General features: G+C 59.8%; 10 protein-coding genes. 5 read left to right on the top strand and 5 right to left on the bottom strand.

The genetic code is table 11. The annotated features are described in order from the left end of the window. The first annotated feature begins 17 nt into the window (after positions 1-17). Entirely contained in the window at positions 18-944 is a 927-nt protein-coding gene (locus VJ464_20940; protein ID HKQ07605.1) for an SIMPL domain-containing protein, read from the top strand. A 105-nt stretch (positions 945-1,049) separates the two neighbouring features. Beyond that, on the top strand, positions 1,050-2,939 hold the full coding sequence (locus VJ464_20935) for a CocE/NonD family hydrolase (GenBank protein ID HKQ07604.1): 1,890 nt from the start codon (positions 1,050-1,052) through the stop codon (positions 2,937-2,939). 135 nt (positions 2,940-3,074) lie between these two features. Here the strand turns inward: VJ464_20935 and VJ464_20930 are convergent, their stop codons facing one another. The 5 genes from VJ464_20930 to VJ464_20910 form a co-directional block, all read right to left on the bottom strand. Then, positions 3,075-6,233, bottom strand: coding sequence for an AAA-like domain-containing protein (locus VJ464_20930; protein HKQ07603.1), 3,159 nt, complete (start codon positions 6,231-6,233; stop codon positions 3,075-3,077). Continuing rightward, positions 6,223-8,445 carry an AAA-like domain-containing protein gene (locus VJ464_20925; GenBank protein HKQ07602.1) on the bottom strand — a complete coding sequence of 741 codons (2,223 nt, stop codon included), beginning with the start codon at positions 8,443-8,445 and terminating at the stop codon, positions 6,223-6,225. The genes VJ464_20930 and VJ464_20925 overlap by 11 nt, the downstream gene beginning before the upstream one ends. A gap of 38 nt (positions 8,446-8,483) precedes the next feature. Continuing rightward, complete coding sequence (locus VJ464_20920; protein HKQ07601.1) at positions 8,484-8,825, bottom strand: CU044_2847 family protein; 342 nt, start codon at positions 8,823-8,825, stop codon at positions 8,484-8,486. A 263-nt stretch (positions 8,826-9,088) separates the two neighbouring features. Next, entirely contained in the window at positions 9,089-10,219 is a 1,131-nt protein-coding gene (locus VJ464_20915) for an acyl-CoA dehydrogenase family protein (GenBank protein HKQ07600.1), read from the bottom strand. Between the two features lie 92 nt (positions 10,220-10,311). Next, the gene (locus tag VJ464_20910; GenBank protein HKQ07599.1) at positions 10,312-11,940 is read right to left on the bottom strand and encodes a glycerol-3-phosphate dehydrogenase/oxidase; all 1,629 of its coding nucleotides are present in this window, start codon (positions 11,938-11,940) and stop codon (positions 10,312-10,314) included. Between the two features lie 98 nt (positions 11,941-12,038). Here VJ464_20910 and VJ464_20905 point away from each other — a divergent pair, with 98 nt between their 5' ends. The 3 genes from VJ464_20905 to VJ464_20895 all read left to right on the top strand — a co-directional run bounded on the left by VJ464_20905 (position 12,039) and on the right by VJ464_20895 (position 15,477). Continuing rightward, a complete protein-coding gene (locus VJ464_20905; protein HKQ07598.1) occupies positions 12,039-13,256 on the top strand; it encodes a CoA transferase in 1,218 nt (405 codons plus the stop codon). 85 nt (positions 13,257-13,341) lie between these two features. Continuing rightward, complete coding sequence (locus VJ464_20900) at positions 13,342-13,806, top strand: MaoC family dehydratase (GenBank protein ID HKQ07597.1); 465 nt, start codon at positions 13,342-13,344, stop codon at positions 13,804-13,806. A 252-nt stretch (positions 13,807-14,058) separates the two neighbouring features. Further along, positions 14,059-15,477: a 3-oxoacyl-[acyl-carrier-protein] synthase III C-terminal domain-containing protein gene (locus VJ464_20895; protein ID HKQ07596.1), complete on the top strand. Its 1,419-nt coding sequence runs from the start codon at positions 14,059-14,061 to the stop codon at positions 15,475-15,477. Positions 15,478-15,726 lie beyond the last annotated feature (249 nt).

Here is a 15,726-nt window from a genome sequence, read left to right as displayed (position 1 = left end):
ATCGAAGGGGGTGAGCGATGCGCCAAACTCTATTGATTGCCCTATTGATTGCGATGATGATGATCGGCAGCGCCGCGGCTTGCTACGCGCAGGCGAGCGGCAACGTCGCCTATTCGCAGCAGGGCGGCCAGGCGCGCGCCGAGCAGAACGAGCGCAACAAACGCGTCGTCGCGCCGACCGAAGCGCCGCCCTCTGCGACCACGATGTTTGTCGAAGCCAGCGTCTTGATGAACGTCAAAGCCGACGAGTACGTTGCCATCTTCGGCGTCAACCAGGAATGCATGACGGTGCCCGAATGCAACCAGCAGATGGACACGACGGTCGGCGGTTTCATCACCGAGCTGCAACGGCTCGGCGTCGGCAAAGATGATGTCTTTGTTGATTTCGCAGCGCAGAACAAGATCTACTCGTATCAGCTCTCTGGCTCGGTCGCCAAGCAGCGGCTTTCGGGCTTCGAGCTGAAGAAGAACGTCGCCATCCATTATAAAGACAAGCTGTTGCTCGACCGCCTGGTGATCGCGGCGTCGCGCTCGAACATCTTCGATCTGATTAAAGTGGATTACCTCGTCCGCGACACGGCCGGCGTGCAGAACCGTTTGATGGAAGAGGCGGCGCGCGTCGTCAAGCAAAAAGCGGCGCGCTACGAGCGCCTGCTCGCCATTCAGCTTCAACCGCCGGCGCAGGTCTACGCCGAGCGCCACAGCATCTACTTCCCGACAGAGATGTACGACTCTTACACGGCCTATGAAACGGATGATGTCAGCCCCGACTTCTACCGCGAGCGCTACACTGTGCAGAGCGCCCGTAAGAGCCGCACCTTCTTTTTCAACCCGCTGAACGCCGACGGCTTCGACGCAGTGGTCAACCCCGTCGTCATTGAGCCGGTCGTACAGTTCACGCTTTATCTCAAGGTGAAGTACGAGATCGAGCCGCCGAAGAAGTAAGCCGGCGCCGGCTCGCTTCAAAAGCTGAGAGGCGATGGGCGGGGCATCCCATCGGTGACTCACCTGAACCGGATAACCTGCGGCTATTTCCTGGGAGAACAATCGATGCGACTTGTAAGAACGCTTGCGCGGCTCTTCGTCATTGTGCCGCTCCTCCATTTAGCGACACACGCCTACGCGCAACCGCCGAGCGCCGACGAGGTCAAAGCCAGTTACACCAAGACAGAAGTGCGGATCACGATGCGCGACGGCGTCAAACTCTTCACATCCATTTACCTGCCCAAAGACCAGGCGCAAAAATATCCGATTCTCATGCAGCGCACTCCCTACAGCGTTGCCCCTTACGGAGCTGACGCCTTCAAGACTTCGCTGGGGCCGTCACCGCTGTTTCAGAAGGAAGGCTACATCTTCGTTTACCAGGACGTGCGCGGGCGCTTTATGTCCGAAGGCGGCTTCAAAATGATGACGCCGTACAAGACTGTGAAGGCGGGGCCGACCGACGTTGACGAGTCCACAGACACCTGGGACACGATTGAGTGGCTGATTAAGAACGTGCCGAATAACAACGGGCGGGTCGGTGTCTGGGGCATCTCCTTCCCCGGCCATTACGCCGCACAGACCGTCATCGATGCCCACCCGGCGCTGCGGGCGGTGTCGCCGCAGGCCCCGATGGCGGACAATTACCTGGGCGACGATCTGCACCACAATGGCGCTTTCTGTGTGGAGGACGCCTTCCTCTTCGCTTCCTTCTTTGGCCCGCCGCGCCCTGGCCCGACGACCGAAACGCCGAGCCCCTTCGACTACCCCACGCCTGACGGATACAAGTTCTTCCTTGAGATGGGATCGCTTGCCAACGCCAACACCAAATACTTCCACAACCAGATCAGCATCTGGAACGAGTGGATGCGGCACGGCAATTACGATGATTACTGGCAAGCGCAGAACGTCCCGAAGAACCTGACGCAGGTTAAATCCTCGGTCGCGGTATTGACGGTCGGCGGCTGGTTCGACGCTGAAGATTTACAGGGGCCGTTGAAGATTTATGAGGCGGTCGAGAAAAACAACCCGAAGACTTACAACGCGATTGTCATGGGGCCGTGGTTTCATGGCGGCTGGGCGCGTAGCGATGGCGAAAACCTTGGCAACGTACATTTCGGCTCGAAGACTTCGGAATTCTACCGGCAGAATATCGAGCTGCCGTTCTTCAATTATTTTCTGAAAGACAAGGGCGAGAATAAATTGCCCGAAGCTTATGTGTTCAACACGGGCGCGAACCGGTGGCGGTCGCTATCCGAGTGGCCGCCGAAGAATGTCGAAGCAAGGCGCTTTTACTTCGACGCCAGCGGCAAGCTGCCGGCGACAGCGCCGGCGGCGAAAGGGTGTTTTGCCGAATACGTGAGCGACCCGGCCCGGCCCGTCCCATTCGTCAACTACACGACGATCTACACGCCGCGCGAGTACATGACCGACGATCAGCGCTTTGCGGCGACGCGCCCTGATGTTGTGGTCTTTCAGACCGAGCCGCTGGGCGGGGAGATGACCGTGGCCGGGCCGGTCCACATCAGCCTCGACGTTTCGACGACGGGTACGGATTCGGATTTCGTCGTCAAGTTGATCGACGTCTACCCCGACGACGCGCCCGACAACGAGCCGAACCCGGCGGGCGTGAGGATGGGCGGCTACCAGATGATGGTTAGAGGCGAGCCGTTCCGCGCCAAGTATCGAAAGAGCTTCGTTAAACCCGAAGCGATGGTCCCAGGAAAGATGACACGCATCGAGTTCGACATGCCGGACATCTTTCACACCTGGCTGAAAGGGCACCGCTTGATGGTGCAGGTGCAGAGCAGCTGGTTCCCGTTTGTCGACAGGAATCCACAGCGGTTCGAGGACATCTATAGCGCCAAAGACACGGACTTTCAGAAAGCGACCCAGCGCATCTACTGCTCGTCGCATGTGACGCTGCGGGTCGTGAAGCCGACCGAAGCGGGCAGGTAAGAAATCAGACGGGCGTAGCAAGAAGCGTCGCCATGAATCTGCACCGCTGCCCGCTGGCCGGCGTTCAGGCGCTCAGACGCCCGGTCGAGTGGGTGAGCGTTTCAAGTGCTGAAGCGTCTACTAATCAGAGTTGTGTCAGGGCTGCCTGAGAGAAGAAGTTTCCCGTGCACCCGTCTGCACTTTTCCGCCGCCCGACTTCGGGTCAATCATATTTTGGATTTCATCCAGTAGCCCTTTATCCAGGGGCCCCTCAATCTTCTTGCTGTTAGTTACCTTATCTTTGGCTTGCTTGATGCTATCTATCCGTTGACGTAACTCGGAGAGGTGATCGGCGGAGATGAGGTCCCAGACCTTCGTCGTTTTGTCGTCAGCGCTAATCGTGGCGAGGTAAAGATGTTGGCCAGTTCGGTTCGGCTGGTTGCCCTGATCCCAGAATGCAAGGCCCGTGACATGGCCATGATGCCCATTCAGGGTCAGCAATAACCTCGGCTTTGTTTTGTCGTTCCCCGCAGCATCCCAGATTTTCACGGTTTTGTCTTGACTGGCCGTGGCGATGAGTTTTCCGTCGGGGCTGAAAGCGGCTTGTACGACCGCGCCATCGTGAGCCCTGGGACCACCTTCAGTATTCCAGGAGGCATCTGATAGATCAAAACTCGCGGGCTTTGGTTGCTTAGAGCCTGCTTTACACGACCCCAGTTCAATATCCCACACCTTGGCCGTCCTATCCTTGCTCACCGTGACCAGGCGGGACGCATTAGGCTTAGACGCATTAGGCTTAACGGCAGGATCAAAGGCGACGCCGATCACCGCCTGGGTGTGACTATCCCACTTCAACCGACATTGACCACTATGCACATCCCGAATTTCGGTTTTACCGTCTTCGTGAGCAATCGCAACGAGACTCCCGTCTTTATTGAAGGCCATACTGTTTACGAGATAGTTGTTTCTCGTCCCGAACAATATACTAGGCCAGGCGAGAAGGTTTGGCTTTCTCCAACTGCGCTTCGGATGACCACGTAAGTCCCCTACTGCCCAGGACCAAAATATACTTGCGTTAGCTAATAGATAACCCTTCTGCTGCCCATGTCTTAGCTTTGGGAAGTCGATTTCGTTGCTGAAAGCCATCCCATTAATCGGGTGATAGTGGCGAGTTATTTTTTCGGGGAGGATTTCCTCATTACCGCTCTCTATTTTACCGAATCTCAGATCCCCGTGATCCGAGCCGACACCGAACATCTCGCCGTCCGGGCTTACAGAGGCGACGGTTATCTTACCGAACTTCTTATCCTTATTCTCCGGATCAATTTTAATCTGGTGCTTTTCATAAGGAACCCCGGCGTTCACAAAATCATTGTCGATATGATCCGGGAGCTTCCAGACACGGGCCTCTCCGTCTATTCCAACAGTCACCGGTTTTCCGTCCTTATTGAACGCGACGTCGGTAACTTCTCTGTTCTCCTTGAAACTGGCGACCAGGTGAGATGCCCGTAGCGCTTTCTCTAAAGCTTCGAGCCCATCCGATATGGCCTGCTTGCGGTCCCGCTCATACCCGGCTTGATCCGGCAGCGCTTCGCCGCCAACGCTCAGAAGTGGCTTCACCGCCTGCATCGCCCATTGAATTCGCTGCGTTCGCGGTTTGAGCCATGGATTCGGCTCGTCTTGCGCCGCTTTATCCGCATTCGCATGCGACTTGGATAACTTTTGTTCGGCCTGCGCAATGGTTAGTGCCTCCTTGGCTTTGTTTTTTGACGCCTCGGCGGCGTCCTTTGACGCCTGGGCGGCGGCCAGTGAAGCGCGTAATGCTCCCTCAGCTATCTCGGCCTTTTTCTGCGCCGCGTAGGCCCTTTTGCTGTCGGCCTCAGCCTTAATTTGCAGATCCTTTGCTTTTGAAGCGTTCGCCTCTGCTATTGCTTTCTGGCGGACCGCATCTTCAGCATTCTTCTTAGCTAACGCCGTTGACTTGGTTGCCACCTTTTCTGCATCTCTCGCCATCTTCAACGCTGCCTGCAACTCGTTATTCTTTGAGTACAATTCATTCTTACTTATTTCCATATCCTCGTTTTGTTTCTTAATCACCGCCGTCTGTTTATCGAGTTCCGTATTCCTTGCTGTCAATTTGTCGTTCGTCTTGTTCAAGCTGTAGGAAATGGCGAGCAAAGCAACTATAAAAATTAAATTCAACGCCAGTCCCAGGATGCCCAGTCGCCTGAGCCAGTCTATCCCCAGGTGCTCCCTGATCCACTTTCTGTTGAATACTTTTCTGTAGATGCGATTGCGCACGCGCAGCGTGCCCCGTTCGGCCTTGACGATGCCCGACAGCTTCAAACGGGATTTGACCCGCGACCGCTCCTCGTCGCGCACCGCCGGCAAGCCTCGCCGCACCTTTCTGTAGGCGGCCAAGACCTTGGCCGGTTCCCTCGTGCGCTTGGTTAGCAGGTCGCGCACGGCGGTCAGGTTGGAATCTTTCCTGGTATTCTCGCCGAAGAAGGTCTTGGCCACCAGGCGGTCAACATCACTCTTCAACCATTTCTCCTGACCTCCGTTGGCTATCGCTCGACAGAGGCGCTGGGTCAGGAACGGGTGGCCTTGCGTCCATTTCAGCACGTAGCCGAGCACCCGCGCGGCCTCTTTGGCCGGCAGCCCGAAGCCTTCGGCGAGCGGCAAGGCTTCTTCAAAGGTGAAGTCCGTCAAGTCGACGGCAGACATATTGATGTTGAAGGATGTCCGGTTCGGGTCGCTGATCAGATCTCCCGGCGTCGCTACGCCGATGAGCACGAAAGACAGGCGGCGCAGGTTGTGCGTATTCGGGCGCGCGTTAAACAGGTGGCGGATGGCAATGAAGAAATCGTCCGAGAACGCCAGCGACAGCGTCGTGTCGATCTCGTCGATGAAGATGACGACCCGCTCCTTGATTCTGCTCAACAGCACATCTTCAAAAAACAAGGCGAGCCGGTCCGTCTCCCCCAAATGATCATTCTCCTGCCACCAGGTCTTCAGGCAATCCCACTCGGGTATTAATTTTTGCGCGATCCGGTTCAGTATGCTCAGATACCACTGGTCACGGGTGACTTCGACGCCTATTCTGGAAAGATCAATGATGGCTGAGCAGATGCCTTCATCGGCGAGCCTTTTAGCGGTTCGAAACATCAGGCTCGATTTGCCGACCTGGCGCGTCGCCAGTACGTAGGCGTACTCGCCGCGGCGGCATAGCTCCAAAAGCTTCGTGTCGCCCTTGCGTGAGATGTAAATCCCGTTGCTGACCGGGCCGCCCGGCGTGTAAAGCTTATTTGACATTGAAGTACTCCTTGAAATACCGGTTATACAATTCACAGCGCGGCACAATCGTGTTGCCCTGAGGGCGCACCAGCCCTCGCCTCCGCAGCTTGAAGCGCAGCGGCTCGTCGCAGTCCTCGTGACGCAGCACCTTGATCATCGCGTTTCTCAACGATTCATTTTCACGTAACCACGAGCCGTAAGCAGACAAGTGCGTGCCGAAGGGGCCTTTATCCTGATAAGCCGCGTCGATGAATTCATCCAGCCCATAAGTTCCCCTGGCGATCAGGTATAGCGTACTCTGCCAGAGGTACGGATGTCCGCCGATAATCCCCATCAGCTTCATCAGGTGCGAGACCTTCAGCGGCGACCCGTAACATTGGTTCAGCCTTTCCACCTCCTCCTTGCCGAAATCTTGCAATTCGACAACCTCGGTTACGTTAAACGGCGATTGATTGGGATCGTCGATCAGCTTGTGCGGCTCGAGGGAGGTTACCAATACGAGATCAAGTTTATTGAAGCATTCCTCTGTGTGGCGGTCGTTGTGCCAGTTCCGCAGGATGGCAAAGAAACTGGAACGGAACCGCGTATCAAGTAACCGATCAACTTCATCCAACGCAATGACCAGGGGGCGTGGACGAGGTTGCAAAAGGCGCCGTACATAATTGCTGCAATTGTCCCCGAGACTCAACCACTCGTCCCAGTCGTCCATGCGGTTTGGGACGCTTAAACGATTCGCGAGCACGGCACAGAAACGCCGGTGAAAGGCGACGCTGTCTCCAAAGTCCAGGTCATTAAAGGCGGTCGTGAAATTGATTAGAGCCACCTCTTTCCCGGCCTCTTGCGCCGCCTCGATCATACGGCGCAAGAAGGAGCTGCCGCCGGCCTGCCCGCAAGCCTGAATCGAGATGGTGACGCCCTCGTCTTTTTGTCTGATCGAGGCGAGCGCCGGGCTGTCAACGCCGGAGCGCTCGACGTAGAAGCGCGATTGGGGTGACAAGGTCCCCGAAGGGACAGCGGGCGGCAGCCCCATCTCCGGCGGCAGTTTCACAGCGAGCTGTTGTTGGCTCGGCTCACTGAGCGCTGGCGGCGCACTTTCGTCGGCTGAATCGCCTGCCGGAACAATGTCGAACAGGCGGGAGTTGGGCGCCCGCAGGTAAAGCACCGGCGTCCCCCATTCGCATCCCAAACTTTTTTTGCTGAACATCTGCTCACGGGCACAGGTCAGCGCCGACTCCACGGTCTCGCCCCTGGCCAGTGACTCATAGAAGTTACGCGCGAAAACAATCGCCGCCTCATCGGAAATCTCAAACTGCATGGCAATAACAGCGGGGATGCCCATCTTGGTCAGGCTCTGCGCGACCCCGGAGAAGATGTCTGTCGAGGTTGCCTGCGCGCTGTCGCAACAATTCAGAATGGCTAACCTGAGCGTGCGGTGATTGTGCAGTATGGTCGCTAATCTGTCGCCGCTCTCAAACTCGCTGTGCTTCTCATCATTCTCCAGGACGACCGTCCCTTCTTCTGCTGCCCGGTCGAACCACCCATGCCCGATGTAATGAAAGACGTGATAGGGTTCCCGTCTAACCTCGGCCTCTTTCAGCTCTCTTTGTAGTGCCTCCAGGGATGGGGTCTCCAATTGCTTGATCCGCACCCTGTTCCCAAGTTTAGCGACGACTCCCTGCATGTAATCTAGCTCTTGATCGCCTGCCACACTCTCCTGGTTGTCGGGGGTTGAAATCAGCACCAGGATCGAGAGTTGCTCCACTTTTGCTAAAGGCGGGTCTTCGAAAGGCAGGTCAATATAACGGACAAGCGAAAATTGATTGTCCAGGGCCAGGTGCTGTCGGTACTCGTCATATAAGAACTCCCAGGGGAGGTTGGCCAGTTTCGGGACGTCATTCAGCCGCAGGCGGATGCGCAGCTTGGCGTGTTTCTTGGAAGCCGATGCCTGGCTCTGATGAAGGCAGTGACCGACCGGCCCATTAAACAAAGCCTGGTACAAGTTATTCCCGAATCCTCTGGGCGTCACTTCATCTGGCCGGACAGCGCTGCGCACACGCCGGGGCGGTCCGAACAGCTCTAAGTAATCATTCAAGTTCTCGTCCGTGAATGGGAGATCAAATGTGTGGGTGAACACGCCCTTCGCCAACTTGGATTCGGCGCGGGCAGAATAGCGGGGCGTTCCTCCTGATAGCTGAATCAGCACGTCCAGGTCATAATAGTTATCCGTCATACTACCTCCTCGACCGGGCTAATGGGGATGGCGTTGAATTAAGGCTCGTGCCCCTCCGCCTTATTACGCTTCCAGGTTAACGACACCTTGAAGTTCGCTTCCGCATCTGAGGATGCAATAAACGCGCTCGCCTTGGCGCTTAGCTTGATGCCGAATTCGACGCCGATCTGGTCAGGCGGGTCACTGATGCTTTTTAGCTTATCAACGATTGCTGAGGCCGCCGGCTTGATCTTCTCTAACGCACTCTCAAATGTTTGTTTCGCCTGTTCTGCAACCTCGGTCGGGCTGATCGAGCGAATCCCGGTTCGTATCTCAGGATCATCGACCTCAATTAGAAGAGTGCCGCCCTGTTCTAAAGGGACTTCAACAATACGTTTCATGATGTCAGCCTCGGGATGGAGGGTTTTGCCTATACTGCCAAAAGAAGGAAGCTTTGATAACTCACCGCGGTAGGATAACCGAGAGGTTTATCAAGCTCTCCACAATCACAACCACTTTCGAAGAGTGACCACGAGCGGGCGGCATTATATCACCAGAGAAGCCTTTTGCAACATAATTATGAAAAAGGTTACAAACCAGCGTGTAGCCCGGCAAGGCAATGACAAGAACGATAGGAACTCACGCTGGCGAAGCTGAAGATCGATCATTTCAAAAGTTGGCTGGCGATGACCAGCTTTTGAATCTCCGAGGTGCCTTCGTAGATGCGCAGGGCGCGGACGTCGCGGTAGAGATGCTCGACCGCCGCGCCGCGCACCAGCCCGGCGCCGCCATGAATCTGCACCGCCGCGTCAATAATCCGTTGCGCGCTCTCGCTCGCATACAGCTTGGCCATCGCCGCTTCGGCGGTGATTCGTTCAGCGCCCTGGTCTTTGCGCCACGCGGCGCGATAGACCAGCAAGCGCGCCGCGTCTAATTCAACCGCCATCTCGGCAATCTTCATCTGCGTTGCTTGAAAGTCGGCGAGCGCCCGCCCGAACTGCACACGCCGCTTCGCGTACCCGATTGCCTCGTCCAGCGCCCGCCACGCCAGCCCGCAGGCGGCGGCCCCGACCGTCGGGCGAAAGGTGTCGAGCGTCTGCATGGCGATCTTGAATCCCGCGCCCTCGTTGCCCAGGCGGTTCGCCGCCGGCACGCGACAACCATCAAAGCGCAGACGGCCAATCGGGTGCGGCGCGATCAGCTCAAGCCGGGCTTCGACCGCAAAGCCCGCCGCGTCGCGCTCGACTAAAAATGCCGAGATGCCGCGATGCCCGGCCTCCATGTCAGTCTTCGCAAAGACCGTGTAGAAGTCGGCCAGCCCGGCGTTCGAGATGAACGTCTTGGTGCCTTCGATGACATAGCTGTCGCCGTCGCGCCGCGCCGTCGTCTTGAGCGCCGAAACGTCCGAGCCGGCGTCGGGCTCGGTGATGGCGAAGGCGGCGATGGCCGCGCCCGATTTGACGCGCGGCAGCCAGCGGCGCTTGAGCGCGTCGTCGCCGGCAATCGTCACGGGGAAGCTGCCTAGACCCTGCATGGCGAACATCAAATCCGAAAGTGACGAATCATACGAAAGATGCTCGCGGGCGACGCACAGCGCCCGCACGTCGAGCGGCGCGCTAAGGAAATCCGCCGGCACCGCGTAAGCGAGCAAGCCCTCGTCGGCAAGCGCCCGCACGAGCCCGCGCGCCTGCTCGTCTTCGCCGGCAGTCGTCTGGCGCGGGCGTTCGCGGTTGAAGCGGTCAACCTGTGCGGCAAGCTCCGTGTGATGAGTGTCGAGAAAAGGCGTGTCAATCATAAGCAGCTCAACTTTCGTATGTGGCGCAAGCTGTTAGCTTGCGCGAGTCTTTGCGCAGTCTAACAGCTTGCGCCACATCAAGCTCTAAAGGGTCAAACCACCTGGTTTTCTTCTGCGAGTAACTGTGTGACCCGCGCCACACAACTGGCGCCGCCGTCGCGCGCCAGCAATCGAATGCGTGTGCGGCGCGCTAAGAAATCTTCGACCGTGACCGTCATCTCGCGGCGCGCGGCATAAACCGTTTCGGCCTCGATGTGCGGCAAGTCGGCGATCAGTCGTCGCTTTAACACTTCGCGCCGGCGCGTCAGCTCAAGCACGGCGACGCCGTTGCCGCCATAACTTTGCAGCAGGTGTTCAGCCGTCTGCCGCGGCACGGCATACTCATCAGCGAGACGGGCGGCTTCCGCGCCCAGGTCACCCGTCAGAAGTGCGCTGCCGGCCAGCTCGATCTCGGCGGTGCGGCTGTGCGTTGACGTGAGGCGCGCAGGGGCGTGCGCCGCCAGCCGCTTGAGGGCGAGGTCAACCGCGCGCTCGGCCATTGCCCGCCACGTTGTCAGCTTGCCGCCGATGATCGAGATCATCCCTGCTTGCGTTTCAATGATCGTTTCGCGCCGCGACAGCTCTTTGGTCGCGCTCGCGCCGCCAGCGGCCAGCGGGCGCAAGCCGGCGAATGTGCTGATGACATCTCGCATCGTGATGCCCGCGTCGGGAAAACTTCGCGCCGCCGATTCGACAACGCGGCGCACTTCCGCGGCAGTCGCCCGCGGCTCTTCGGGATGGCCGACATAGTCCGTATCAGTCGTGCCGATCACCGTGCGATTCTGCCACGGGATGACGAAAAGAAAACGCTGCTCGCCCAGCGACGGGATCAAGACCGCCGCCCGATTGCTCAACTTCTCGGCAGGCAACACGGCGTGAATGCCTTTCGATGGGCGCAAGCTTTTCGGTGCCGCCGCATCGCTCATGCGGATGACCTGATCGGCCCAGACGCCTGTGGCATTGATTACAATTCGCGCGGCGGCGGTCAAACGCTCGCCGCTCAAGCGGTCGCTGATTTCAACGCCCGCGATGTAGCCGTCACGCTCGACGAAGCCGGTGGCGGCGACGTAATTGGCGACCACTGCGCCGTGCGCCGCTGCCGTCTTGATGATCTCGATGACCAGTCGCGCGTCGTCGGTCAGGCCATCGTAATAGAGGAAGGCGCCGCGCAATCCCTCGGCTGACAGGTGCGGCGCAAAGGTCAGCGCCTCGGCAGGCGGCAGCCAGCGATGGCGGGCGAAGTTTTGCCGGCCCGCCAAGCCGTCATAGAGCGTCAGCCCGGCGCGCAGTTTTAGCACCCGGTTGCCGAGCGGCGAACGTTCGCCGGTTTTATAAACTGGAACCAGAAACGGCAGCGGCGCGCTCAGGTGCGGCGCGTTTTTCCGCAAGCGCGCGCGCTCGCGCAAGCCTTCGCGGACGAGCCCCAGCTCGAAGCGCTCAAGGTAACGGAGGCCCCCATGAATGAGCTTTGACGAGCGCGAGCTGGTGCCGCTGGCAAAGTCACGCTGTTCGACCAGCGCGACCGTCAGGCCACGCGCCGCCGCGTCGAGCGCCACACCCGCGCCGGTCGCGCCGCCGCCGATCACGACGACATCGAACCGCTCACGCCGCATGCGCTCAAGGTTCGCCGCGCGCGTTCTCAGCGAAAGCTCCGGCGCCGTGCTATTTCTCGCATTGCTCATCTGCGACCCTCCCCAACTGTAGTCGAAGCCTGCCGGCCAGGCAAAGCGCGCCGCCGCGCGCGGCGGCGCGCTTGCGCCGGCTTCATCGAGCAGGTACGATGCTGCGCGATACGCCGCAAAGGATCAACATGCCCGGACTGCTCGAAGGCATTCGCGTCATCGATTTTGGGCGCTTCATCGCCGCGCCCTACTGCGCCATGCTGCTTGCGGATTTCGGCGCCGACGTTATCCGCGTCGAGCGGCGCGAGGGCGGCGAAGACCGTCGGCTCGGCCCGGTCACCGGCAGCGGCGAAGGCGGGCTCTTCTTGAACCTCAACCGCAACAAGCGCGGCATGACGCTCGACCTCGCGCACCCGGTGGCTGAAGAAATTGTCCGCCGCCTTGTCCACAGCGCCGACATCGTCATCGTTAATCTGCCTATTGGCGTGATGCGAAAGCTCAAGCTCGATTACGACCGCCTGCGGCAGATCAAAGAAGAGATCATCCTGGTGCGCGCGTCAGCCTTCGGCCCCGACGGGCCATACCGCGACCGTATCGGCTTCGACGGCGTCGTGCAGGCGATGAGCGGCGCGATGAGCCTGACCGGCTTTCCTGATGGCCCGCCCGTGCGCTCCATCGTCTCGTGGGTGGATTACGGCACGGCGCTGCACGCCGCTTTCGGGGCGATGGCGGCTCTGTATCATCGCTTACAAACCGGGCGCGGCCAGGTCATAGACGTTTCGCTGCTGGCGACCGGCGTGACGTTCATGATGCCGCTGCTCGCCGAGCGCCAGGCGACGGGGATTCGCCGCGAGCAGTCGGGCAATACAGGATACTACGCCGCGCCCGCCGACGCTTATCGCGCGCGCGACGGCTGGCTGCTGGTGCCGACCATCGGTGATGACATGTTTCGCCGCTGGGCGCGGCTCGTGGGCCGCGCAGACTTGATCGAAGACCCGCGCTGCAAAGACGACATCATGCGCGCCGCTCATGCCGACCTCATCAACGCGGTGATGAAAGCGTGGTGCGCGGCGCGCACGCGCGACGAAGCGCTCGCCGAGCTTGAGCGCGCCCGCATCCCCTGCGGCCCGGTCTATGATCTTGATGAAGTGCTGGCCGACCCGCAGGTTGCGGCGCGCGGTCTGCTCGAAGCGGTTGAATACCCCGGCGGCGCTGTGCCGGTTCCCATCGCGGCAACGCCCGTGCGGCTCGGCGGGTCGTCAGCCGAACTACGCCGCCGCGCCCCGCAACTCGGCGAGCATACAGACGAGGTGCTGCAAGAGCTTGGCTTTGCGGCGCATGACATCGCCGGCTTTCGCCACGAAGGCGTCATCTAGGGCGGTATTCAATCGGGAGTAGCGCAATCTAACAGATTGCGCAGCGACTCGCGCAATCGTTAGATTGCGCTACTAAGGAGAGACTATGGCAACGCGAACTATCAACGGCATTGAAGAATTAAAGACGCTCGTCGGCGAAGAGATCGGCGCGAGCGACTGGTTCGAAGTGACGCAGGCGCGCATCAACGCTTTTGCCGACGCCACCGAAGATCATCAGTGGATTCACATCGACGCCGAGCGCGCCAAAACCGACTCGCCATTCGGCGGCACCATCGCGCACGGCTTCCTGACGCTGTCGCTGTTACCGCACCTGGCGGCGCAAGCCTACCGCGTGCAGGGCAGTATCAAGATGGGGATCAACTATGGCTTGAACCGCCTGCGCTTCGTTTCGCCTGTGCCTTCGGGGTCACGCGTCCGCGCGCGCTTCACCTTGCAGGCGGTCGAAGACGTCGCGGGCGGCGCCCAGCTTACGGTCGCCGTCACGGTCGAGATCGAAGGCGGCCAGAAACCGGCGCTGGTCGCTGAGTGGCTGACGCGCTACTACCTGTAACGACCGGCGAGCGCATTGTCCAGCGAGTGCGGCACACGGCGATTTATCGCCCGCGCTTTGTGTAAAACTTTCGCCCCGGTATTCTTTGGAGCCGTTATCGATTGCGGTTGCCCTGTAGCGCCATCTAACAGATTGCGCGAGCCAGTGCGCAAGCTAACCGCCGTGCGCTACAGCCGTCCACCTGTGCTGCCCGACTGCGCGTTTGCTTGACGCCTTCCGAAGCGCTCCGGTATAACACGCGCGGAGAAAACTATGGCAGGCATCACTCGATTCGGCGCATACATTCCTTATTACCGGCTCACTCACAAAGACATCGCCCGCGCCTGGGGCGGTCGCGCCGGCGACGCGGAGCGTGCCGTCGCCGCCGCCGACGAGGACTCGATCACCATGGCCGTCGAAGCCGTGCGCGATCTGCTCGCCGGGCGCGCGGCCGGCGACGTGGACGGCTTGATCTTCGCCAGCACGACTTCGCCTTACGCCGAAAAGCAGGCGTCGGCGCTCGTCGCCACGGTCACAGACCTGCGCCACGACGTGCGTAGCGCAGATCACACCAGCTCGCTGCGGGCGGCGACCTCGGCGCTCAATGCGGCGCTCGATACGGTTGCCGCCGGGTCGGCTTCGCGCATCATCGTCACGGCTGCCGACACGCGGCTCGGCGCGCCACGCTCAATGAATGAACGCCTGTTCGGTGATGCGGCGGCGGCGATAGAAGTCGGGCGCGATGGCGTCATCGCCAATCTGCTCGCCGCGCATTCGACGGTTGACGAAATGACAGACCTCTGGCGCAAGCCGGGCGAGCCGTTCGTCGCCGGCTGGGAAGAACGCTTTGCCATCACGCAAGGCTATCAGCGCGTGGTGCGGCAGACGGTCAGCGAGCTGTTCGAGCGCACAGGCATCGGCCCCGCCGAAATCTCCAAAGCCATCTTTTATGCGCCCGATCCTGGCTCGCTGGCCGGCGTTGCGAAGGGGCTGGGGCTCAAGGCCGAACAGATCCCCGACCACCTGCTCACGTCGGTCGGCAACAGCGGCGCGGCGATGCCGGCGCTCGTCCTGTCGTCGGTCCTTGAGCAGGCCGAGGCCGGCGACAAGCTGCTCGTGGTCGGTTACGGCTCAGGCGCCGACGCCTTGTTGTTTGAAGTGACCGAAGAGATCGCGCGCGAACAGGCAGTGGCGCGGCGCGGCGTGCGCGGCTACCTGGTGTCGAAGGCGAGCCTTGAAAGTTATGAGCGCTACATGAAATTTCGCGAGCTGGTCGAGACCGAAGCGCCGCGCCGCCAGATGCCTTCGGCGTCGGCGACGCAAATCTGGCGCAACCGCGACGACATCTATCGCTTCTATGGCCACCGCTGCTTGAACTGCGGCAAGGTGCAATACCCGCGCCAGCGACTCTGCATCGCCTGTCAGGCGCGGGACCAGTTTGAAACCTTGCGGCTTGCGGATAAGCAAGCCGCGGTCTTTACCTTCACCGTAGATTTTCTCAATGCCGACCCCGACCCGCCGACGGTGATGACGGTCGTTGATTTCGAGGGCGGCGGGCGCGCCTACTTGCAGATGACCGACCGCAACCCGGCAGAGGTGCGTATCGAGCAAAGGGTCGAGATGACCTTCCGCCGCATGTACGAAGCCGAAGGCTTCACCAACTATTACTGGAAGTGCCGCCCGATCAGATAAAAGAAGGAGGCAGGAGGCAGGAAGCAGGAGGCAGTCAAGAGAACATACGAATGGTCTTGACGGTCAGCAGCAGGTAACGAAGAACCATAACTGCCTCCTGCCTCCTGCCTCCTGCTTCCCGCTTCCGCCTCCTGCTTCCTGCCTCCTGCCTCCTTCTTTATGGAACCAATCCGCCAATTGCGCGTCTAAACATCACAGAGCGCCGCCGGAGCTGAGAATTGTGCAAGGCCCGCCGGCTTATGGCGTTCT

The sequence above is a fragment of the Blastocatellia bacterium genome (genome assembly GCA_035275065.1).
Classification (GTDB): domain Bacteria; phylum Acidobacteriota; class Blastocatellia; order UBA7656; family UBA7656; genus DATENM01.
The sequence above is the reverse complement of the archived record's forward strand: the minus strand, read 5'-3'. Positions and strand labels throughout refer to the sequence as shown.

Coding starts and splice junctions, on each gene's coding strand:
- VJ464_20940 (HKQ07605.1), top strand. CDS start 18: ATGCGCCAAACTCTATTGATTGCCCTATTGATTGCGATGATGATGATC.
- VJ464_20935 (HKQ07604.1), top strand. CDS start 1,050: ATGCGACTTGTAAGAACGCTTGCGCGGCTCTTCGTCATTGTGCCGCTC.
- VJ464_20930 (HKQ07603.1), bottom strand. CDS start 6,233: ATGTCAAATAAGCTTTACACGCCGGGCGGCCCGGTCAGCAACGGGATT.
- VJ464_20925 (HKQ07602.1), bottom strand. CDS start 8,445: ATGACGGATAACTATTATGACCTGGACGTGCTGATTCAGCTATCAGGA.
- VJ464_20920 (HKQ07601.1), bottom strand. CDS start 8,825: ATGAAACGTATTGTTGAAGTCCCTTTAGAACAGGGCGGCACTCTTCTA.
- VJ464_20915 (HKQ07600.1), bottom strand. CDS start 10,219: ATGATTGACACGCCTTTTCTCGACACTCATCACACGGAGCTTGCCGCA.
- VJ464_20910 (HKQ07599.1), bottom strand. CDS start 11,940: ATGAGCAATGCGAGAAATAGCACGGCGCCGGAGCTTTCGCTGAGAACG.
- VJ464_20905 (HKQ07598.1), top strand. CDS start 12,039: ATGCTGCGCGATACGCCGCAAAGGATCAACATGCCCGGACTGCTCGAA.
- VJ464_20900 (HKQ07597.1), top strand. CDS start 13,342: ATGGCAACGCGAACTATCAACGGCATTGAAGAATTAAAGACGCTCGTC.
- VJ464_20895 (HKQ07596.1), top strand. CDS start 14,059: ATGGCAGGCATCACTCGATTCGGCGCATACATTCCTTATTACCGGCTC.